This is a genomic window from Aquabacterium sp. (assembly GCF_014378415.1).
In the GTDB taxonomy this organism is placed as follows: Bacteria; Pseudomonadota; Gammaproteobacteria; order Burkholderiales; family Burkholderiaceae_C; genus Aquabacterium.
The window spans coordinates 1-20,121 of record NZ_JACMNS010000189.1; the positions used below are offsets into that span (position 1 = coordinate 1).

Consider the following 20,121-nt stretch of genomic DNA (forward strand, 5'->3'; position numbering starts at 1 on the left):
CCTGAACCTCACCCCTGCGCAAACGGAAAAATCACACAAACCGACGAGTCACCACCACTGCTCTCCAGCCAGATCACTTCCAGATCAGGAAATGCCCGCTCAAAGTTCTCGCGCTCGTTGCCTATCTCCAAAACCAGCACCGCCTCGGGCGACATGTACCGATCGGGACTGGCCTCCAAGGCTGCCAGCAAGGCCCGCGTGAAATCCATCCCGTCGTCACCCGAGGCCAAGGCCAACTCGGGCTCGGCGCGGTACTCGGCGGGCAGGGCGCGCATGGACTGCGCATTCACATACGGCGGGTTACACAAGATCAGGTCATAGGGGCCACGTGCTTGTGCCAGCCCGTCGCTTTGGATCAAGCTGATGCGGTCGGCCAGCCCGTGTTTGTCCACATTGATGCGCGCCACGGCCAGGGCGTCAGCGCTGATGTCCAGGCCATCCACGGTCACCTCCGGGTAGGCCAGGGCCGCGATCACGGCCAGGCTGCCGTTGCCGGTGCACAAGTCCAGTACGCGGTGGGTGCGTTCGCTCAGCCAATGGTCAATGCTGCCGTCGGCCATCAGTTCGGCAATGAAGGATCGGGGCACGATGGTGCGCTCATCGACGTAAAAAGGCACACCTTGCAACCAAGCCTCCTTGGTCAGGTAGGCGGCCGGTTTGCGGGTTTCGATGCGCTGGGTGATGAGGGCCTCAACCTCGGCCTGGCGGGCTGCCTCCACGGTTTGCTCGGCCACGCCATCCAGGTCGTCGATGGGAAAGCCCAGCTTCCACAGCACCAGCCAGGCGGCCTCGTCAAAGGCGTTGAGGGTGCCGTGCCCAAAAGAAACACCCGCCTGGGTGAGGCGGGCGCTGGCAGCTTCGATCAGTTCAATGACGGTGGTCACGAGAGCAGTCTTTCCAGGGTTTGGCGGTAGATGTTTTTCAAGGGCTCAATGTCGGCCACGGCCACGTGCTCGTCGATCTTGTGGATGCTGGCGTTGACAGGGCCAAACTCGACCACTTGTGCGCAGATCTTGGCGATGAAGCGCCCGTCGGACGTGCCGCCGGTGGTGGACAGCTGGGTGGTGATGCCGGTGACGTCCTTGATGGCGCCAGCGATGGCTTCGATCAGGCTGCCCGGCTTGGTCAGGAAGGGGCGTCCGCCCAAGGTCCAGTCGATGTCGACGCTCAAACCGTGCTTGGTCAACACAGCTTGCAGTTGGGCCTTCAAACCATCGGGCGTGGATTCGGTCGAGAAGCGGAAGTTGAAGTCAACCACCAGCTCGCCAGGGATGACGTTGTTGGCGCCGGTGCCCGCATGGATGTTGGACATTTGCCAACTGGTGGGCGGGAAGTGGTCGTTGCCCTGGTCCCAGGTGATGCCGGCCAGTTCGGCCAAGGCGGGGGCGGCCAAGTGGATGGGGTTTTGCGCCAGGTGCGGGTAGGCGATGTGGCCTTGCACGCCCTTGACGCGCAGCTTGCCCGACAGTGAGCCGCGCCGACCGTTCTTGATCATGTCGCCCACGGACTTGACCGAGGTGGGCTCGCCCACGATGCAGCAGTCCAGGCGTTCGCCGCGCTCGGTCAGCCATTCGCACACCTTCATGGTGCCGTCGACCGAGGGGCCTTCTTCGTCGCTGGTCAGCAAGAAGGCGACGCTGCCTTGGTGTTGCGCATGGCTGGCGATGAATTCTTCGGTGGCCACCAGCATGGCGGCCAGCGAGGTTTTCATGTCGGCCGCGCCACGGCCAAACAAATTGCCATCGCGGTGCGTGGGCACAAAGGGCGGGCTGGTCCATTGGTCCAGCGGGCCGGTGGGCACCACGTCGGTGTGGCCGGCGAACACCAGGGTGGGGGCGCCGCTGGCATGGCCGATGCCTCGCTTGATGGCCCACAGGTTGGTGACGGGTGCCGCAAGTGGGCCGAAGGTCAGCGTGTGGCATTCAAAGCCCAAGGCTTGCAGGCGTTCAATGAACACGGCCTGGCAGGCGCCATCGTGGGGGGTGACGGAGGAGCGGGCAATCAGCGCCTCGGTCAGGCGCAGGGTGGCGGTCATGTCGGTGCCTGGGTAAAAAGAAAGCTTAAAAGCGGGTAGATCCGAAACTGCTGTGGCGGTGGTCGTCGTTGTTCACGTCCAGCGTGATTTCGGTGAAGGAGGGGCCTTCTTCGGTGTCTTCCACCTTGGGTGTGAGCTTGGACGAGGCGCTTTGGTCGTTTTGCAGGCGCCACATCAAGTTGGTGGGCGAATCGGCATTGGCCAGGCCTTCCTCGCGCGTGATCAGGCCTTCGCCGATCAGTCGGGCAATGTCGTGCTCAAAGGCTTGCGAGCCTTCGGCCATGGACTTTTCCATGGCTTCTTTAACGCCGCTGAAGTCGCCGCGCTCGATCAATTCGGACACCAGCTTGGTGTTGAGCAAGACCTCGGCCGCCGGGATGCGGCCGCCCGCCGTGGCGCGCAACAAGCGTTGCGACACGATGGCCTTCAGGCCCGAGGCCAAGTCGCTCAGCAAAGCAGGGCGCGACTCTGGCGTGTAGAAGGACAAGATGCGGCCCAGGGCGTGGTAGCTGTTGTTGCCGTGAAGCGTGGACAGCACCAGGTGGCCCGACAGCGCATACGAGATGGCCGCCGTCATGGTTTCGCGGTCACGGATTTCGCCGATCAGGATGCAGTCAGGCGCCTGCCGAAGCGCATTGCGCAAGCCAACTTGCAGCGAGACCGTGTCGCGGCCCACTTCGCGCTGGTTGACCACTGATTTCTTGTTTGTGAACAAGAACTCCATCGGGTCTTCAATGGTCAAAATGTGGCCGGTCATGCGCTGGTTGCGCAGCTCCAGCATCGAGGCCAGCGTGGTGCTCTTGCCTGATCCGGTGGCGCCAGCCAGGATGATCAGCCCGCGCTTTTCCATCACTAGCGACGACAACACGTCGGGCAGGTTCAGACTGTCCAGCGCAGGGATCTCGGACGGGATGTGCCGGAACACCGCCGCGATCGAGCCGCGTTGCTTGAAGGCGCTGAGCCGGAAAATTGCCACGCCCGGGATCGTCAAACCCACGTTCAACTCGCCGGTGTCGTCCAGCTCTTCCATCTGCGTGGGCGACAGCATCTCGGCCAGCAGCTGGCGCGGCTGCGAAGGCTTGAGCGGTTGATCGGTCAGCTGCAGGATCTGACCATGGAGCTTGATGAGGATGGGCGTGGCAGCCGAGAGGAAGACGTCCGAGGCCTTCTTTTCAGCCATCAAACGCAGAACTCGTTCCAGATTACCTTCACTCATCAAGTGTCTCCTTGGGGATCGGTTTTTATCAGGCGCGCAGCAGGTCGTTGATGCTGGTCTTGGAGCGCGTTTGCGCATCGACCCGCTTGACGATGACAGCGCAGTACAAGGAGTACTTGCCATCGGCGCTGGGCAGGTTACCGCTGACCACGACCGAACCGGCGGGGATGCGACCGTAGGTCACTTCGCCGGTGGCACGGTCATAAATCTTGGTGCTTTGGCCAATGTACACGCCCATCGAGATCACCGAGTTCTCTTCCACGATCACGCCTTCGACCACTTCCGAGCGTGCGCCGATGAAGCAGTTGTCTCCGATGATGGTGGGGTTGGCCTGCAGGGGTTCGAGCACGCCGCCGATGCCGACGCCGCCAGACAAGTGCACGTTCTTGCCAATCTGCGCGCAGGAACCGACCGTGGCCCAGGTGTCGACCATGGCGCCTTCATCAACGTAAGCGCCGATGTTGACGTAGGAGGGCATCAGGATCACGTTCTTGGCTTGGAAGCTGCCACGGCGGGCCACGGCGGGCGGCACCACGCGCACGCCACTGGCACGCAGTTGTTCGTCGGTCCAGCCGGCGTACTTGGTGGGCACCTTGTCGAAGAACTGCAGGGGGCCGTCGCCCATGGGCACGTTGTCGTTCAGGCGGAAGCTCAGCAGCACGGCCTTCTTGATCCACTGGTGGGTCACCCATTCCTTGCCATTGGGGCCGTCGATCTTCTCGGCCACGCGCAGTTTGCCGGCGTCCAGCTGATCGATGATGTGGTTGACGGCGTCACGCACTTCGGCGGGGGCGCTGGCCACAGACAGCGTGGTGCGCTGTTCCCAGGCGTTGTCGATGGTGGTCTGGAGTGCTTGGGTAGTCATGCTTGAACAATCAATCAAAAAGTAAAAATCAAAAAGACTGGATGAAGGCCTTGATGCGCTGAGCGGCCTCGACGCATTCGTCCACGCCGGCCACCAGGGCCATGCGGACACGGCCCGCGCCGGGGTTGATGCCGTTGGCTTCGCGCGCCAGGTAACTGCCTGGCAGAACGGCCACATTGTATTGAGCCAGCAGTTCTTTCGCGAACCACTCGTCGCTGCCACCTTGGATGCGGGCGGGGATGCCGGCCCAGAGGTAGAAGCTGGCATCGGGCAGGGCCACGTCCATGACCTCGGCCAGGATGGGGGTCACTTGCTCGAATTTTTGCCGGTACAGGGCGCGGTTCTCGACCACGTGGGCCTCGTCGTCCCAGGCGGCGGCGCTGGCGCGTTGCACCGAAGGGCTCATGGCGCTGCCGTGGTAGGTGCGGTAAAGCAAGAAGGCCTTGATCAGCTTGGCATCGCCGGCGACAAAGCCTGAGCGCAAGCCGGGCACGTTGGAGCGCTTGGAAAGGCTGGTCAGCGCGATCAGGTTGCGGAAATCATTGCGGCCCAGCTCGTGGGCAGCTTCCAGGCCACCGAGTGGCGCTGCGCCCGGGCCTTCGCGGAAGTAGATCTCTGAATAGCATTCGTCAGATGCGATGACAAAGCCATGCCGGTCGCTCAATGCAAACAACTTGGCCCATTCATCCAGCGGCATGACCGCGCCTGTGGGGTTGCCGGGTGAGCACACGTACAGCAACTGGGTGGTCGCCCACGTTGATTCGGGGATGCTTGACCAGTCGGCCGCGAAGTTGCGCGCAGGGTCGGAGTTGGCAAACACCGCGCGGGCACCGGCCAGCAGGGCCGCGCCTTCGTAGATCTGATAAAACGGGTTGGGGCAGACGACGGCGGGGCCGCCCACATCGCGGTGCTGGTTGGGGTCGATCACGACCTGGGCCAGGGCGAACAGCGCCTCGCGCGAGCCATTGACGGGCAGGATCTGCGTGGCCGGATCGAGCGAGAGGCCATAGCGGCGTTGCATCCAGCGGGCGCAAGATTCGCGCAGCACGGGCTCGCCTGCGGTGGCGGGGTAGCTGGCCAGGCCGTCCAGCGCATCAATCAAGGCCATCTTGATGAAGGTGGGCGTGGGGTGCTTGGGCTCGCCAATGCCCAGGCTGATGGGGCGCAGGGCCGGCTTGGGCTGCACGCCAGCGGTGAGTTGTCGCAGCCGCTCGAAGGGATAGGGCTGCAGTTTGGACAGCAATGGGTTCATGCCGCGGATTATCCCAGCCCCCAGGCCTGCCGGTGACGCGGGTTAGCGCGGAATGTGCCCGATGTGCTCAGCACTTGACAGCTGGCGCGATCACGACCCGGTCGCGGCCGGTATTTTTGGCTTCATACAGGGCCTGGTCGGCGCGTTCGACGGTTTGGCCCAAGGCCGTGATGCTGTCGTGAACGGCCACGCCCGCTGAAAAAGTGACACGCAACGTCGGCACGGCGGCTGAGAGGGTGCAGTTGGCCATGGCCGTGCGCAAGCGCTCCAGAGCGACCTGGGTTTTTTCCTGGCTGGTGTTGGGCATCAGGACCAAGAACTCTTCGCCGCCCCAGCGGGCGATGGTGTCCGTGTCGCGCAGCACGACCAGAGCCGCCTTGGCAAAGGCGCTCAGGCTGTCATCCCCCACGCGGTGCCCGTGGCGATCGTTAACCTGTTTGAAATGGTCCAGGTCGATCAGCACCACGGTGAAACGCTCGCCATAGCGGTCAAAGCGCATCACGGCGTTGTCCAGCTTGTCCTGCATGTGTCGGCGGTTAAAAAGCCCGGTGAGCGAATCGTGGGTGGCCAGTTGCTGGACCTGCTCCAGCGCCGCCTTGAGTTCGGTGCGCTGCTTGACCAGCTGGTTGCGCCAGCTTGAGATCTTGTACGCCGTGAAGATCAACGGGGGCATGGTGCCCAGCATCAGCTCGAACCGGATCAACTCGAAACTGGGTGGGTAGTAGTCGGGGTCCACATGTGACAGCACACCCATGCTCACCCCCAACATCAACATGGCGGCCAGTCCGACCACCACGGATTGCTTGGGGGTGTGGGTGTACATGCCAAACACCATGACCAGGGCGATCAGGACCATGACCAGGCCCCGGTCATAGGGGCCCAATGCGGTGTAGGCAAAAGAGATGGCCAGCAGCGCGAAGATGTTCTGCGGGATCATCAGCGCAGGGTCTTTCAGGTGTTGGGTCTTGCCACTGCGCACCAATCCAAAAAACACCGCGTAGGCCGGAAATGCGGTGGCCATCAACAAGCCCGGGGCGAAGGCCCTGATCAGGCCGATGTCCGCCACATACGAGGCCGCCCAGCAGCAAATCACGTACATCAGGGCACACAGAAAGATGGCGCCGGTGCGTGAGCGGGTAACGCGGTCTGGCCCGAAGATGAACGCCACAAGCCTGCCGACGCCGTCCAGCAGCGGGTCGTCTTCCGGGAGGTGGGCCGAGCGAGGTTCGCTGCTCATGCCGGTGCCTCGGTCAGTGGTTCTGCAGAAGCGACCAGCGATGAGGCCAGCACACAGCGGTTGCGGCCTTGCCGTTTGGCCTCGTAGACGGCTTGGTCAGCGCGGTCTACCAGTTGTTCGAGGCTTTCGCCGGGCTGCGCCTGTGCGATGCCCACCGAGAAGGTCAACTGCATCAAGGCGTGGTCTTTGAAGACCAGGGCTTCCACCGTTTGGCGCAAGCGCTCCAGCGCGGTCAAGGCTTCGTTTTGATTCAACTGGGGCAGCATCAGCAGGAATTCTTCACCGCCCCAGCGCGCCAGCTTGTCGACCTGGCGCAGTTGCGGCGCGATGCTTTGGGCAAATCCTCTGAGCGCGGTGTCGCCCGCATGGTGGCCAAACCGGTCGTTGATGTCCTTGAAATGATCCAGGTCGATCAAGGCCACGCACATGGGCGCGCCGGTGCGCTCCATCAGCTTCAGTTCGGCCTCGGCCAGGTCGGTCACAACCCGGCGGTTCAGCAGGCCGGTGAGCATGTCGGTGGTGGCCATTTGCTGCACGGTGCGCACCGCTTCGGTCAGCTCCTTGGTTTGCCGCCCCAGCTTCACGCCGATGTCGCTGATCCATTTGGCCACCAGCGACAGCATGAGCAAGGCAGAGCCCCCCACGGCCAGCACCGCCCAGCTTTTGGTGACGGGATAGTGAACCGGGTCATGCCACGTCAGGGTGATGGTGGCCACGGCCAGCATGCCCACGGTCAAGGCCCCCAACAGCAATACCCGGGCGGGCCTGAGTCGGAACATGGCCGCCACGATGGTCTGCCCCATGATGATCATCACGTTGCTGCGGTGGTCGCCCAGTTGCATGAAGGCCAGCACGCCGATGCAGTTGCAGACCAAGGCGTGGGGAAACGCCAGGACTGGGTCTGTGAGCTTCAGGCTCCAGCCTGATCGCACCAAGGCAAAAACCGTCAGGAATGTGGTGACGGCACACAGGATCAGCACATTGGCCATGTGCCGGTCAAGCAGGCCAAGGTGGACCGTGTGCATCAGGATGCCGATGGTGACCGCATACAACTGCAAGGTGGCGAGCACCAGCAGCACATGGCGACGCGTGGGCTGTTGCCGCCCAAGCGCCCAGTCAAGCAACGGTGTCTGCCAAGAGGATGGTTTCATCAAGTGAAGGGTGGTTGCCCCTTGGCTATCGGCAGAAAATAGCCAGTCTTGACATGGTGTTACTGCTGCGGCGCCGCAGTGGGGCCGCTTGCGTGACTAAATCAGCCCAGCATGCCGGTTTCAGCCGAATGCTGAGGCAGTTCCACCTTGGGCAGGGGCTTCCAGCCCTTTTGGCGGTGCTCGACCACCACATTGGTGTAGATGCCGCCGCGCACATACCACTTGGCCGTGATGCGCAGGTAGCGCGGCTCAATGGCGCGGACAAAGTCGTCCAGGATGGCGTTGGTGACTTTTTCGTGGAAAGCGCCGTCGTTGCGGTAGCTCCACATGTACATCTTCAGGCTTTTGAGCTCAACGCACAGCTTGTCGGCGATGCACTCGATGGTGAAGTGGGCGAAGTCCGGCTGGCCGGTCAGCGGACAGAAGCAGGTGAATTCCGGGATCTGGAACTGGATGACGTAGTCGCGCTGCGGGGCGGGATTGGGGAAGACGTCGAGCTTGCGGGTGGCGGCCGAGGGCGGGGTGGCGGGCTTGACGCGCTCACCCACGGTGATGTCGGCGGGGGCGCTCTTGGCGGCGCGGGCGGAAGGGGCTTTCTTGGCCATGATGAGCTGCGGTAGGAGGGAAATCTGGGGAAGAGCCGATGCTATCATCCCAGAGCCGAATGAATGCGCTGCTCTGCGTATTTTTTCTTATAAATCAATGACTTAGTCGACTCAACACGCATGCGCCTGAATTCGATCAAGCTGTCTGGCTTCAAGTCATTCGCCGAGCCGACCACTTTCCAGTTGCCCGGGCAGTTGGTGGGGGTGGTGGGGCCCAATGGTTGCGGCAAGTCCAACATCATGGACGCTGTGCGATGGGTGTTGGGCGAATCGAAAGCGTCCGAGTTGCGTGGCGAATCCATGCAGGACGTGATCTTCAATGGCTCGGGCAACCGCAAGCCGGCCAGCCGCTCCAGCGTTGAACTGGTGTTCAGCAATGAAGATGCACGTGCCGGCGGGCAATGGAATCAGTTCACCGAGATCGCCGTCAAGCGTGTGCTGACCCGCGATGGCACCTCCAGCTATTTCATCAACAACCAGCCGGTGCGCCGCCGCGATGTGCAGGATGTGTTTTTGGGCACGGGCCTGGGGCCGCGCGCCTACGCCATCATCGGCCAGGGCACCATCAGCCGGATCATTGAATCCAAGCCTGAAGAGCTGCGCTTGTTTCTGGAAGAAGCGGCGGGCGTGTCCAAGTACAAGGAGCGCCGCCGCGAGACCGAGCACCGCCTCAAGGACACGCGCGAAAACCTGACCCGCGTGGATGACATCCTGCGCGAGCTGAACAACAACCTCGACAAGCTGGAAAAGCAGGCCGAGGTTGCGACTCGCTACAACGGCCTGCAGAGCCAAGGCACCTTGAAGCTGCACCAGCTCTGGTTCCTCAAGCACCGCGACGCGTCGACCGAAGAGTCGCGCATCAAGCAAGACATCCTGGGCGCGACCAACGCGCTGGAAGGCCGCATGGCCGAGCTGCGCCAGGTCGAAGCCGAGTTGGAGCACGTGCGCCAGGCGCACTACGAATCAAGCGACGAATTGCACACCGCGCAAGGCGTGCTGGCCGAGGCCAATCTGGAAGTCAGCCGCCTGGAAGAGCGCATCCGTTACGTGGTTGAAGGCCGCCAGAAGGTTGAACAACGGCTGGCGGAGTTGAAAGGCCAGAACGACCAGTGGGCCGACCGAAAGGTGTCCGCCGAAGAGGAGCTGGAAACGCTGGCCGAGAAAATGGCCGCTGCCGAAGAGCAGGCCGAGATCCTGGCCGCGCAAGCCGAAGAGCTGACCGCCAATGTGCCGACTTTTGAAGACACGGTGCGTGCTGCCAGCCAGAAGGCCAACGAGCAACGCGGTGTGGCCGGCCAGGTGCAGCAGCAGATCCAGTTGCTGGCCGCCGATTCACGCAATGTTGACGACCAGTCGCGCCAGCTCAATCTGCGCCGCGAACGCCTGGTGGCCGAGAAACAAACCTTGGCTGCGCCCGATGAGCTGCGCCTGACCGAGCTGAGCCGTCAGCTGGAGGCTGGCCAGGAAGACTTGGCCGTGGCCGAGGCCAGGCTGGGCGAGCTGACCGAATCCGTGCCTGCTTTGGATGACGCCCGCAAGGAACGCCAAAGCGACGCCAATGCGCAGGCCAGCAAACAGTCTGACCTGACCGCCCGCCTGGAAGCCCTGCGCGCCCTGCAGGAAAAAGTGCAGACCGAAGGCAAGCTCAAGCCCTGGCTGGCCAAACACGGCCTGGATGGGCTGCCGGGCTTGTGGACCAGGATCCACATTGAAAACGGTTGGGAAAACGCGCTGGAATCATCCCTGCGCGAGCGCCTGTCTGCCCTGGAAGTGGGCCGGGTTGAAACCGTGCGCGCTTTTGAGAACGACGCGCCGCCCGCCAAGCTGGCCTTCTACAGCCCGCCCTCGGGCCAGATCGCCAACAGCCATCAAACGTTGCCGCGCCTGTCTGATCTGCTTCGCTTGACAGACCAGGGCCTGAAGGCCTTGCTCAACGATTGGCTGGAGGGCGTGTACACCGCTGGCAGCATGGAAGAGGCACTGGCCAATCGTGGCAAGTTGACGCATGGCGAGGTCATCATGACCCAGGCTGGTCATGCGGTCAGCCAGTTTGCGGTCAGCTTTTACGCGCCCGATTCGGAGCAGGCCGGCATGCTGGCCCGCGCGCAGGAAATCGAGAGCCTGGACAAGCAGGCGCGTGCCCAGGCCATCATGGCCGACGATGCCCGTGCTGCCTTGATCCGCGCCGAGGCTGCCTACACCGATGCCTCGCAGCGCCTGGGCACGACCCGGCGCGACACCAGCGAGATGCAGCAGCGCACGCATCAATTGCAGGTTGAGGTTTTGCGCCTGACGCAGCAAGCCCAGCAAAGCAATGCGCGGCGTGAGCAGATCACCAGCGAAGTGGGCGAGATTGATGGCCAGCTGAAAGAGTTGAACGAACGCCGCGCCACCGGTGAGGCGCGCTTTGAAGAGCTGGACTTGTCGTTGGCCGATGCTCAGGAGCGCCATGCCCAGTTGGAAGAGGCGGTGATCGAAGCCGAGCGCAAGTTGAACCATGCGCGTGAGCAGTCGCGCGCGCTGGAGCGCCAGGCGCAAGAGGCCGCTTTCAGTGCCCGCAGCATGTCGGCACGCCGTGGCGAGTTGCAGCGCGGCATCGAGACCGCTGTGCAGCAAATTCAAGCCAACGAAGTCAGCGCCGTGGCTTTGCGTGAAGAACATGCCCGTTTGAGTGAAACGGCCGCAGGCACGGGCTTGGACGAAGCCCTGGCCATCAAGCTGGAAAAGGAAGCCGCGCTGGGCCAGACCCGCAGCCGCTACGACGACCTGTCCGCCCAGTTGCGCCGCGCCGACGAGCAACGCATGGAGTTCGAACGCAGCCTGCAGCCCTTGCGTGACCAGATCACCAAATTGCAGCTTGAAGAACAAGCCGCCTCGCTGGGTGGCGCGCAGTTCATGGAGCAGCTGACCGCCGCCGAAGTTGATCTGGAAGCTTTGGCCCGCAACATCGAAGAAAACGGCGTCAAGCTGCACGGCCTGCAAACCGAGATCGACCGCATCCAACGCGAGATCAATGCCTTGGGCGCCGTCAATCTGGCGGCCCTGGACGAGTTGACCGCAGCCCGCGAGCGCAAGGGCTTCCTGGACTCGCAGATGGCTGATTTGCTGGATGCCATCAACACGCTGGAAGACGCGATCCACAAGATCGACATCGAAACCCGCGACTTGCTGGCGGGCACCTTCAACACCGTCAACGAGCACTTCGGCCGCATGTTCCCCGAATTGTTCGGCGGCGGCACGGCCAAGCTGGTCATGACCGGCGACGAAATCCTGGACGCGGGCGTGCAGGTGATGGCCCACCCGCCCGGCAAGAAAAACAGCACCATCCACCTTTTGTCGGGTGGCGAAAAAGCGCTCACGGCCATCGCCCTCGTGTTCGCCATCTTCCAGCTCAACCCCGCGCCGTTCTGTTTGCTGGACGAAGTCGATGCGCCCCTGGACGACGCCAACACCGAGCGCTACGCCAAGCTGGTCAAACAGATGTCCAGCGGCACGCAGTTCCTGTTCATCTCGCACAACAAGATCGCCATGGAAATGGCCGAACAGTTGATCGGGGTGACCATGCAGGAGCAGGGCGTGTCACGCATCGTGGCCGTCGACATGGAGGCCGCCTTCTCGATGGCCCAGGCCGCCTGAGCGACGAGAAGCAGAACCCCACACACTCTCACCATGAACAATTCACTCACCTTGTACCTGGCCCTGTTGGGCGGACTGGTTCTGGCGGCTTTCGTGGCGCATGGCGCCTGGACTGCCCGCAAGAACGCGGCGCGCCAACCCCGGCGCGCCGCGCTCGAGCCCATGGGCACCGGCACCATCGACCGCTCCGAGGCCGACACCATCCCCACCGAGATGGGCGACACCGTGCCCGGTGAACCGACGTTCGAAGAGCGCGAATCCGGGGCGATGAACTTGCCGCCGCCCGTCAAGCGCAACCAGCCCAAGCTGGACGCCCTGATCGATGCCATCGCCACCTTGACCGTGGACACCCCCGTCAGCGGTGACAACGTGCTGCTGCACCTGCCAACCACTCGCCGTGCCGGCAGCAAGCCTTTCATGATCGAAGGCCTGCGTGTTGATTGCAGTGAGTGGGAAGCGCCCCAGCTCGGCGTGGTCTACAGTGAGTTGCAAGCCGGCGTGCTGCTGGCCAACCGCACCGGCGGCCTCAACGAGATCGAGTACTCCGAGTTCGTGCAGAAGGTGCAAGCCTGTGCCGACGCCATGGGCGCTTCGGTCGAGTTCCCGGACATGCTGGACGTGGTGGCGCGCGCCAAGGAGCTGGACAGCTTTGCCAGCGCCCATGATGCCCAACTGGCCTTGCGCCTGTATGCCCAAGGCAGTGCCTGGTCGATCGGCTATGTGCAACAGCAGGCCGCGCGCCATGGCTTCGTGCCGGGCGCCTTGCCAGGCCGCTTCGTGCTGCCGTCCACTGATGAGGGCGCACCGCCCGTGCTGACCTTGCAGTTCGATGCCCAGGCGGCCTTTGCCGAAGACCCCGAGCAAGCCACCTTGCGCGAGTTGATCTTGTCCTTTGACGTGCCTCAAACGGCGGCCGATGGGTCTCCCTTCAACGCCTGGTGCGCAGCGGGCCAGGCCTTGTCGCTGGGCCTGGATGCCATGATGGCCGATGACCAGGGGCAGCCATTTTCGCCAGCCGCATTTGCCTCCATCGAAGGTGAATTGCAGCGCTTGTACGAAGCCTTGGCTGCGCGTGATTTGGCGGCCGGTTCGGCAACGGCACGGCGCTTGTTCAATTGATGGGGGAGGAGACCTCGGCCATGCCGAACGACGAATCCGTGGCCCAACGCATCGCGCAACTGCGCGAGCAGCTACAGCATCACGCGCACCAGTACTACACGCTGGACGCCCCGCAGATCCCCGATGCCGAGTACGACCGGCTCTTTCAGGCACTCGAAGCCTTGGAAGCGGCAAACCCCAAGTTACGCACGGACGATTCGCCCACGCAACGCGTGCTGGGCCAGGTGCTGGACGGCTTCACGCCGGTGCGCCACGCTGTGCCCATGCTGTCCATCCGCACCGAGACCGACACCGAAGCGACAGGCGCACTGGCCTTTGACGCGAGAGTTCGCCGCGAGTTGGGGCTGACTTCGGAGGCCCCCCAAGTGGAGTACGTCGCCGAGCTGAAGTTCGACGGCCTGGCCATCAACCTGCGCTACGAAAACGGTGCGCTGGTTCAAGCGGCCACGCGTGGCGATGGCGAGGTGGGCGAAGACGTCACGCAGAACATCCGCACCATCCGCCAGATCCCGCACCGACTGAAGGGCGTGAAGGCCGAGGTACTGGAGGTGCGCGGCGAGGTCTACATGCGCCGCAACGATTTCGACAAGCTCAATGAGCGCCAGCGAGAGTCAGGCGCCAAGACCTTCGTGAACCCACGCAATGCCGCTGCCGGTGCGGTTCGCCAGCTCGACCCGAACATCACGGTGCAGCGCCCCTTGAGTTTTTTTGCTTATGGTCTGGGCGATGTCCAGGGCTGGACCGTGCCGCCCACGCACAGCGCGATGCTGGATGCCTTGCAGGCCATGGGCTTGCCCGTGAGCGATGAGCGCGTGGTAGCCCAAGGCGCCGATGGCCAGACCGGCCTGGTCGGCTTTCACCAGGCGATTGGCGCCAAGCGCGACCAACTGCCTTTCGACATCGACGGCATCGTCTACAAAGTCAACCGCCGCGACTTGCAAGAGCGCATGGGCTTTGTCTCGCGTGAACCGCGCTGGGCCGTGGCCCACAAATACCCCGCGCAAGAACAGCTGACGCTGGTCGAGGCCATCGACATCCAGGTGGGCCGCACTGGCAAGCTCACGCCCGTGGCCCGGCTTAAGCCAGTGTTCGTAGGCGGGGTCACGGTCACAAATGCCACCTTGCACAACCTGTTCGAGCTGCGCCGCAAGCGCGTGCGGGTGGGCGACACGGTCGTCGTGCGCCGAGCAGGCGATGTGATCCCCGAGGTGGTGAGCGTGGTTTCCGCCGTGCCCCGTGCCAGCTACGTGCCCAACTTTCGCATGCCACGGCATTGCCCCATCTGCCAAAGCACCGTCGAGCGTGAACCGGGCGAGATGAACCACCGTTGCTCAGGCGGACTGTTCTGCGCTGCGCAGCGCAAGCAGGCCTTGCTGCACTTCGCCCAACGCCGCGCGGTCGAGGTTGAAGGCCTGGGCGAAAAGCTGGTGGACCAGTTGGTGGATGGCGGCCTGGTGCGCACCTTGCCCGAGCTCTACAAGATGGGCGTGGCCAAACTGGCCGCCCTGGACCGCATGGCCGACAAGAGCGCGCAGAACATTGTCTCGGCGCTGGAGAAGAGCAAGCACACCACCTTGCCGCGCTTTTTGTTTGGCCTGGGCATCCGCCATGTAGGCGAAGCCACGGCCAAAGACCTGGCCAAGCACTTTGGCAAGATCGACGCCTTGATGGACGCCACCGAAGAGCAACTGCTGGCCGTCAACGACGTGGGCCCGATCGTGGCGCACAGCATCCGCACTTTCTTTGACCAGGCGCACAACCGCGAGGTGGTTGAGCAACTGCGCGCCGTGGGCATCACCTGGCCCGAGCACGAACCCACCCAGACTGCGCAAGAGGCCTTGCCCCAAGCCGGCCGCACCTTTGTGCTCACGGGCACCTTGCCCAGCTTGGGCCGCGAAGAGGCCAAGGCCCTGATCGAAGCCCAAGGTGGCAAGGTGGCAGGCTCCGTGTCCAAGAAAACCACCTACGTGGTGGCGGGGGCCGAGGCCGGCAGCAAGCTGGACAAAGCCCAGGACCTGGGCCTGACCATCCTCGACCAGGACGGCCTGTTGGCCTTGTTGAACATCGACCCCGGGAGCCTCCAAAATGGCAGTGCGTGACATCCTCAAGATGGGCGACCCGCGTCTTTTGCGCCTGGCCCAGCAAGTCGAGCAGTTCGACACCCCCGAGCTGCACGCCCTGATCGCCGACCTGTTCGACACCATGGCCGCCGCTCAAGGCGCTGGCCTGGCTGCGCCCCAGATCGGCGTCGACCTCGCCGTGGTCATTTTCGGCGTGACCCGCTCCGAGCGATACCCCGATGCGCCACCCGTGCCGCAAACCGTGCTCATCAACCCCGTCATCACGCCTTTGTCGAACGATGAAGAAGATGGCTGGGAGGGCTGCCTGTCGGTGCCCGGCTTGCGCGGCGTTGTGCCCCGCCTGGCCCACATCCGCTACACCGGCTTTGACCAGTTCGGCCAGCACATCGACCGCGAGGCCGAAGGCTTTCATGCGCGGGTGGTTCAGCACGAGTGCGATCACCTGATCGGCAAGCTCTACCCCATGCGAATACGCGATTTTTCTCGCTTTGGCTACACCTCGGTGCTGTTTCCCGGCCTGGATCCGAATGCCGACGATTGAGTCAAGCTTGGGCCAATAAGTGCCGAAAACGACAATGCGTGCCTTCAATTTTAACCAGCAGGAGAACACATGACGGAACGGGTGAACAGCCTGGACACTGCCAAAGGCATCGCCATCGGACTGGTCGTGGTCGGCCACGTCGCTGCCCGCGAAGAAGTGCCGGGGGCCGGACTGGTACAACCTGCTTCCCTCGGCGATCTACGCCTTCCACATGCCCTTGTTCATGGTGCTGTCCAACCGTTCTGCAGTATTGGGCTACGTTCTCAAACGGCTCAAGAAGCTGGTGTTTCCCTGGTTGCTGCAGCAGGCGCCCCGTGCCACACCTTGGGTCATGATGGCCTTGGGCATCTTTTTGTATCCCTTTGCCTGGCCTTCCACCTTCAACATCGCGAACATTGTGATGTACCTGCCGTTCTTCTCGGCCGGTATCTTGTTGGGGCAGCATTGGCGCAAGGCCGCCAGCGTCATCAATCCCAGGCTGGCGCTTTGGGCAGTACCTTTTTTGGCTGCGTTGGTCTACTGCGTTTGGCAAGAGCCTCTGCCCAAGTGGTTCGTGGGCACTCTGTCCGTGCCTTTTGTGCTCGCGCTGGCGAACCAAATGCAAGGGCCAAGCAAATCGTTTTTCATGACCGCAGGCATCGGCGTGGCCAAAGCGGTGACCCTCAGCGTTATCCCATGGCGGGACGGGTACTTCGAGATTGCCCAAAAGATCTCGCCACCGGTTGCGGCCTACCTTTGACCTGCTAGCAGCATGAGCCACACGATCACGTCGGCCTTCATCTTGCTGCTCCTGGTGCTTGATCCATTCGGCACCTTGCCGATTTTCATCTCGGTGATGCGCGGCGTGGCGCCTCAGCGGCGTGTGTGGGTGGCCTTGCGCGAAGCCTGCATGGCATTTGGCGTGTTGCTCGCTTTCATGCTGGGTGGCCGCACCTTCCTGGAGCTGATGCGTTTGTCCGAGCGCTCGCTGGAAGTCGCCGGTGGTGTGATCTTGCTGCTGTTGTCCATCCGCATCATCTTTGCCTCGGGGCGACGCCTGTTTGACGAAGAGGCGGCCCCGTCCGGTGAGTCAGGTCACGAGCCTTTCCTGTTCCCGATCGCCGTGCCCCTGCTGGCTGGCCCCTCGGCCATGGCCACGGTGCTGCTGCTGGCTTCCCGCCAACCCGCCCAGCTCGTTGAATGGATCGCGGCCCTGGCGGCGGCCGTGGGCGTGTGCGCGGTGGTTCTGCTGGCCAGCCAGCCCTTGCACCGCTGGCTGGGTGAATCGGTCGTCACTGCCATCGAAAAACTCATGGGCCTGGTGCTGTGCGCCATCGCGGTCGAGATGATCCTGGCCGGCATAAAGCACTATTTTTCGGCTCCATGAAAAATTCTGCCATTTGAGACGAAAGTTTCCGCTGGTGTGGTGCGGCAAAAATAGACGAACTCATGTGGCTGCGTGATCTCCAATTGTGATGTCCGCCATCGTGTTCAGCGGCCATGACCATGGCGTGTGCTGCGTTCACCTGAAGAGCATTCCCCGCGAAGACCTCCACCCCTGCCTTTGCGCGCGTGTCCAGCAAAACCAAAGCTGAGGCAGACGCGCCTGCAGCGAAGCGGCGCTATTCGTCCAGTGGCCGTGTCGAAGCCAGGGCGTGGGCGGTGAGGGCTTCCAGCGGGATCACTTCCAAGGCCTTTTCATGGGTCGACTCCAGCACCACGGGTGGTGCCATGCCCGCGTGCCAGGCTTCCAGCCAACGGTTGGCGCACAGGCACCAACGATCACTCGGCTTCAAGCCCGGAAAACGCGCCTCGGGGATGGGGGTGCTCAGATCATTGCCCTGTCCAGCCGAGTAGGCCAAAAACTCTGCCGTGACTTTGACGCAGACCACGTGCAGGCCAACGTCATCCCGACGTGTGCGACAGCAACCATCGCGGAAAAAACCGGTCACTGGCGCGTAAGAGCAGCCTCGCAGTGGGCTGCCCAAAACATTGCGGGCGCTGGCGATGTCAATGGACATGGTTAACTGGTGCGTTTCATCAGGGTCATCGCGGTGCCGATCAGGGCAGAGACCTCACTCATGTTGCCCGGAACAATCATCGTGTTGTTTTTCTGGGCCAACTGGGCATACGCCTCAACGGCCTTTTCAGCCACTTTCAGGTTCACGGCATCTTGCCCGCCGGGCTGCTGGATGGCGGCCGCGATCTTGCGGATCGCATCGGCGGTGGCATCGGCCACGGCGGTGATCGCGGCAGCTTCACCCTGCGCTTTGTTGATCTCGGCCTGCTTTGCGCCTTCGGAGCGGGCAATGAAGGCTTCGCGCTCGCCGGTGGCGATGTTGATCTGCTCTTGACGGCGCCCCTCGGAGGCTGCGATCAAGGCGCGCTTTTCGCGTTCGGCCGTGATCTGGGCCTGCATGCTGCGCAGGATTTCGACGGGCGGGGTCAAGTCCTTGATTTCATAACGCAAGACCTTCACACCCCAGTTCAAGGCGGCTTCGTCCAGCGCATTGACCACGGCGGTGTTGATCACGGCGCGCTCTTCAAAGGTCTTGTCCAGCTCCATGCGGCCGACCACCGATCGCAAGGTTGTTTGCGCCAGTTGCGTGATGGCCACCACGTAGTTGGAGGCGCCATAGCTGGCCCTCATCGGATCGGTCACCTGGAAGTACAAGATACCGTCCACCTGCAACTGAGTGTTGTCTTTGGTGATGCAGACCTGGCTGGGAACATCCAGCGCGATTTCCTTGAGCGAATGTTTGTAACCCACCACGTCGACGAAGGGCAGCACCACGTTCAGGCCAGGCGTGAGCGTGGCGTGGTATTTGCCCAGTCGCTCTAGCACCCAGGCGTTTTGCTGGGGAACGACTTTGACCGATTTGGCGATGAAGATCACGGCCAGGACCAGGATGACGAGGGCGAATTCCATGTGGGAGGGCTTTCAGGGTTGTCAAATTTTGGCGAGGACCAGGGTGTTGCCTTCAACCGCCTGGATGCGGTGCGGGCCTGGCTGGGCTGGTGGTGCGCCGCGGTAGCGGGCATCCCAGTCGGCGCCACGGTAGTGAACGCGAGTGCGTCCGTCCGCTGACCACTGCGCCACCTCGACGGTCTGGCCCAGGTCCAGGTGCAGATCCGGGTTGGCGCGACCTTCGCTTTGCGCGTGGTCCTTACTGCGTTGGCGCTTGAGGTGCCAGCCCAGCGCGGCCACACCGCCCACCACGGCGGCGATCAGAATCTGGGTCGGCAAAGGATGGCCCATGTTGGCTGCAACCGCCGCGGCCGCCGCGCCCAGGGCGAGCATTAACAGGTAGAAGGTGCCCGTCAACAATTCCAGCCCGACGATCACGCCGGCCGCCATCCACCACAGGGTTGTGTCAGTCATGAGCGCAGTGTACGGCGCCAGCGTCGGTTTTGATGCGACTGTCATCCACAGTGCCCGCAGAAGTCCTACACTTCGCGCTTTCGCGTTTTCCGGGCTTCTGCCCGACTTTGCCCACAGGGGTTTTGGCCATGCTGCGTTTCCGTTTTCCCATCGTCATCATCGACGAAGACTTCCGCTCAGAAAACACCTCGGGCCTGGGCATCCGCGCCCTGGCCGATGCCATCGTGAAAGAGGGCTTCGAGGTGCTGGGCGTGACCAACTACGGCGACCTGTCGCAATTCGCGCAGCAGCAAAGCCGGGCCAGTGCCTTCATCCTGTCGATCGACGACGAAGAATTCGGCGCGGGCTCCAAGGGTGAGGTCGATTCGGCCCTCAAAGCCTTGCGCGCTTTCGTCAGCGAGATCCGCTTCAAGAACGCCGACATCCCCATCTACCTGTATGGCGAGACGCGCACCTCGCAGCACATCCCCAACGACATCCTGCGCGAGCTGCACGGCTTCATCCACATGTTCGAGGAGACGCCCGAGTTCCTGGCGCGCCACGTCATCCGCGAGGCTAAAAGTTACCTTGACTCGCTGGCGCCGCCTTTCTTCAAGGCGCTGCTGGACTACGCCGATGACGGCTCTTATTCATGGCACTGCCCTGGTCACTCCGGCGGCGTGGCATTTTTGAAGAGCCCAGTTGGCCAGATGTACCACCAGTTTTATGGCGAAAACATGCTGCGCGCCGACGTCTGCAACGCTGTAGAAGAGCTGGGTCAGTTGCCCGACCACAATGGTGCAATTGGCGCCAGCGAGCGCAATGCGGCGCGCATCTTCAACGCCGACCACTGCTTTTTCGTCACCAACGGTACATCGACCAGCAACAAGATGGTTTGGCACCACACGGTAGCGCCAGACGATGTTGTGGTGGTGGACCGCAACTGCCACAAGTCGATCCTGCACTCCATCATCATGTGCGGCGCGATTCCCGTGTTCATGACGCCCACGCGCAACCACTACGGCATCATCGGCCCGATCCCG

Annotated in this window: 18 protein-coding genes; 7 read left to right on the top strand and 11 right to left on the bottom strand. The window is 62.8% G+C overall.

Annotated features, from left to right (window positions below):
* Positions 1 to 8 precede the first annotated feature (8 nt).
* From prmB to queF, 8 genes are all read right to left on the bottom strand, one after another.
* A complete protein-coding gene (gene prmB / locus H7225_RS16460) occupies positions 9 to 884 on the bottom strand; it encodes a 50S ribosomal protein L3 N(5)-glutamine methyltransferase (protein WP_290663768.1) in 876 nt (291 codons plus the stop codon).
* A complete protein-coding gene (gene dapE, locus H7225_RS16465) occupies positions 881 to 2,035 on the bottom strand; it encodes a succinyl-diaminopimelate desuccinylase (protein ID WP_290663770.1) in 1,155 nt (384 codons plus the stop codon). Before dapE ends, prmB begins: the two co-directional genes overlap by 4 nt.
* Positions 2,036 to 2,060: 25 nt before the next feature.
* Positions 2,061 to 3,251 (bottom strand): PilT/PilU family type 4a pilus ATPase, encoded by a 1,191-nt coding sequence (locus H7225_RS16470; RefSeq protein WP_290663772.1) that lies wholly within the window; start codon positions 3,249 to 3,251, stop codon positions 2,061 to 2,063.
* A 28-nt stretch (positions 3,252 to 3,279) separates the two neighbouring features.
* A complete protein-coding gene (gene dapD, locus H7225_RS16475; RefSeq protein ID WP_290663774.1) occupies positions 3,280 to 4,116 on the bottom strand; it encodes a 2,3,4,5-tetrahydropyridine-2,6-dicarboxylate N-succinyltransferase in 837 nt (278 codons plus the stop codon).
* A gap of 28 nt (positions 4,117 to 4,144) precedes the next feature.
* On the bottom strand, positions 4,145 to 5,368 hold the full coding sequence (gene dapC, locus H7225_RS16480) for a succinyldiaminopimelate transaminase (protein WP_290663776.1): 1,224 nt from the start codon (positions 5,366 to 5,368) through the stop codon (positions 4,145 to 4,147).
* A 67-nt stretch (positions 5,369 to 5,435) separates the two neighbouring features.
* Positions 5,436 to 6,605 (bottom strand): diguanylate cyclase, encoded by a 1,170-nt coding sequence (locus H7225_RS16485; protein ID WP_290663778.1) that lies wholly within the window; start codon positions 6,603 to 6,605, stop codon positions 5,436 to 5,438.
* Positions 6,602 to 7,756 carry a GGDEF domain-containing protein gene (locus H7225_RS16490; protein WP_290663780.1) on the bottom strand — a complete coding sequence of 385 codons (1,155 nt, stop codon included), beginning with the start codon at positions 7,754 to 7,756 and terminating at the stop codon, positions 6,602 to 6,604. The genes H7225_RS16485 and H7225_RS16490 overlap by 4 nt, the downstream gene beginning before the upstream one ends.
* 101 nt (positions 7,757 to 7,857) lie before the next feature.
* On the bottom strand, positions 7,858 to 8,361 hold the full coding sequence (queF, locus tag H7225_RS16495; protein ID WP_290663782.1) for a preQ(1) synthase: 504 nt from the start codon (positions 8,359 to 8,361) through the stop codon (positions 7,858 to 7,860).
* 120 nt (positions 8,362 to 8,481) lie between these two features.
* Between queF and smc the strand changes: the two genes are divergently transcribed.
* The 6 genes from smc to H7225_RS16525 all read left to right on the top strand — a co-directional run bounded on the left by smc (position 8,482) and on the right by H7225_RS16525 (position 17,104).
* Entirely contained in the window at positions 8,482 to 11,997 is a 3,516-nt protein-coding gene (gene smc / locus H7225_RS16500) for a chromosome segregation protein SMC (RefSeq protein WP_290663784.1), read from the top strand.
* 33 nt (positions 11,998 to 12,030) lie between these two features.
* Entirely contained in the window at positions 12,031 to 13,116 is a 1,086-nt protein-coding gene (locus H7225_RS16505; RefSeq protein ID WP_290663786.1) for a cell division protein FtsZ, read from the top strand.
* Between the two features lie 20 nt (positions 13,117 to 13,136).
* Complete coding sequence (gene ligA, locus H7225_RS16510) at positions 13,137 to 15,215, top strand: NAD-dependent DNA ligase LigA (RefSeq protein ID WP_290663788.1); 2,079 nt, start codon at positions 13,137 to 13,139, stop codon at positions 15,213 to 15,215.
* On the top strand, positions 15,202 to 15,738 hold the full coding sequence (gene def, locus H7225_RS16515) for a peptide deformylase (protein ID WP_290663790.1): 537 nt from the start codon (positions 15,202 to 15,204) through the stop codon (positions 15,736 to 15,738). The genes ligA and def overlap by 14 nt, the downstream gene beginning before the upstream one ends.
* 211 nt (positions 15,739 to 15,949) lie before the next feature.
* Positions 15,950 to 16,477 (top strand): hypothetical protein, encoded by a 528-nt coding sequence (locus tag H7225_RS16520; protein WP_290663792.1) that lies wholly within the window; start codon positions 15,950 to 15,952, stop codon positions 16,475 to 16,477.
* Between the two features lie 12 nt (positions 16,478 to 16,489).
* Positions 16,490 to 17,104 carry a MarC family protein gene (locus H7225_RS16525; protein ID WP_290663794.1) on the top strand — a complete coding sequence of 205 codons (615 nt, stop codon included), beginning with the start codon at positions 16,490 to 16,492 and terminating at the stop codon, positions 17,102 to 17,104.
* 235 nt (positions 17,105 to 17,339) lie between these two features.
* Here H7225_RS16525 and H7225_RS16530 read toward each other — a convergent pair whose 3' ends face one another.
* Genes H7225_RS16530 through H7225_RS16540 form a run of 3 tightly spaced genes read right to left on the bottom strand, consistent with a single transcriptional unit; the run spans position 17,340 to position 19,099 of the window.
* Positions 17,340 to 17,738, bottom strand: coding sequence for a DUF2237 domain-containing protein (locus H7225_RS16530; protein WP_290663796.1), 399 nt, complete (start codon positions 17,736 to 17,738; stop codon positions 17,340 to 17,342).
* Between the two features lie 2 nt (positions 17,739 to 17,740).
* Entirely contained in the window at positions 17,741 to 18,646 is a 906-nt protein-coding gene (locus tag H7225_RS16535; protein ID WP_290663799.1) for a stomatin-like protein, read from the bottom strand.
* 21 nt (positions 18,647 to 18,667) lie between these two features.
* On the bottom strand, positions 18,668 to 19,099 hold the full coding sequence (locus tag H7225_RS16540) for an NfeD family protein (RefSeq protein ID WP_290663801.1): 432 nt from the start codon (positions 19,097 to 19,099) through the stop codon (positions 18,668 to 18,670).
* A 131-nt stretch (positions 19,100 to 19,230) separates the two neighbouring features.
* On the opposite strand from H7225_RS16540, the gene H7225_RS16545 reads away from it, so the two are divergent.
* The coding region (locus H7225_RS16545; protein WP_290663803.1) for an Orn/Lys/Arg decarboxylase N-terminal domain-containing protein at positions 19,231 to 20,121 on the top strand (891 nt) is incomplete at its 3' end.

Coding starts and splice junctions, on each gene's coding strand:
- H7225_RS16490 (WP_290663780.1), bottom strand. CDS start 7,756: ATGAAACCATCCTCTTGGCAGACACCGTTGCTTGACTGGGCGCTTGGG.
- dapD (WP_290663774.1), bottom strand. CDS start 4,116: ATGACTACCCAAGCACTCCAGACCACCATCGACAACGCCTGGGAACAG.
- H7225_RS16530 (WP_290663796.1), bottom strand. CDS start 17,738: ATGTCCATTGACATCGCCAGCGCCCGCAATGTTTTGGGCAGCCCACTG.
- H7225_RS16505 (WP_290663786.1), top strand. CDS start 12,031: ATGAACAATTCACTCACCTTGTACCTGGCCCTGTTGGGCGGACTGGTT.
- H7225_RS16525 (WP_290663794.1), top strand. CDS start 16,490: ATGAGCCACACGATCACGTCGGCCTTCATCTTGCTGCTCCTGGTGCTT.
- def (WP_290663790.1), top strand. CDS start 15,202: ATGGCAGTGCGTGACATCCTCAAGATGGGCGACCCGCGTCTTTTGCGC.
- H7225_RS16470 (WP_290663772.1), bottom strand. CDS start 3,251: ATGAGTGAAGGTAATCTGGAACGAGTTCTGCGTTTGATGGCTGAAAAG.
- H7225_RS16520 (WP_290663792.1), top strand. CDS start 15,950: ATGCCCTTGTTCATGGTGCTGTCCAACCGTTCTGCAGTATTGGGCTAC.
- H7225_RS16535 (WP_290663799.1), bottom strand. CDS start 18,646: ATGGAATTCGCCCTCGTCATCCTGGTCCTGGCCGTGATCTTCATCGCC.
- ligA (WP_290663788.1), top strand. CDS start 13,137: ATGCCGAACGACGAATCCGTGGCCCAACGCATCGCGCAACTGCGCGAG.
- H7225_RS16540 (WP_290663801.1), bottom strand. CDS start 19,099: ATGACTGACACAACCCTGTGGTGGATGGCGGCCGGCGTGATCGTCGGG.
- H7225_RS16485 (WP_290663778.1), bottom strand. CDS start 6,605: ATGAGCAGCGAACCTCGCTCGGCCCACCTCCCGGAAGACGACCCGCTG.
- dapC (WP_290663776.1), bottom strand. CDS start 5,368: ATGAACCCATTGCTGTCCAAACTGCAGCCCTATCCCTTCGAGCGGCTG.
- dapE (WP_290663770.1), bottom strand. CDS start 2,035: ATGACCGCCACCCTGCGCCTGACCGAGGCGCTGATTGCCCGCTCCTCC.
- queF (WP_290663782.1), bottom strand. CDS start 8,361: ATGGCCAAGAAAGCCCCTTCCGCCCGCGCCGCCAAGAGCGCCCCCGCC.
- smc (WP_290663784.1), top strand. CDS start 8,482: ATGCGCCTGAATTCGATCAAGCTGTCTGGCTTCAAGTCATTCGCCGAG.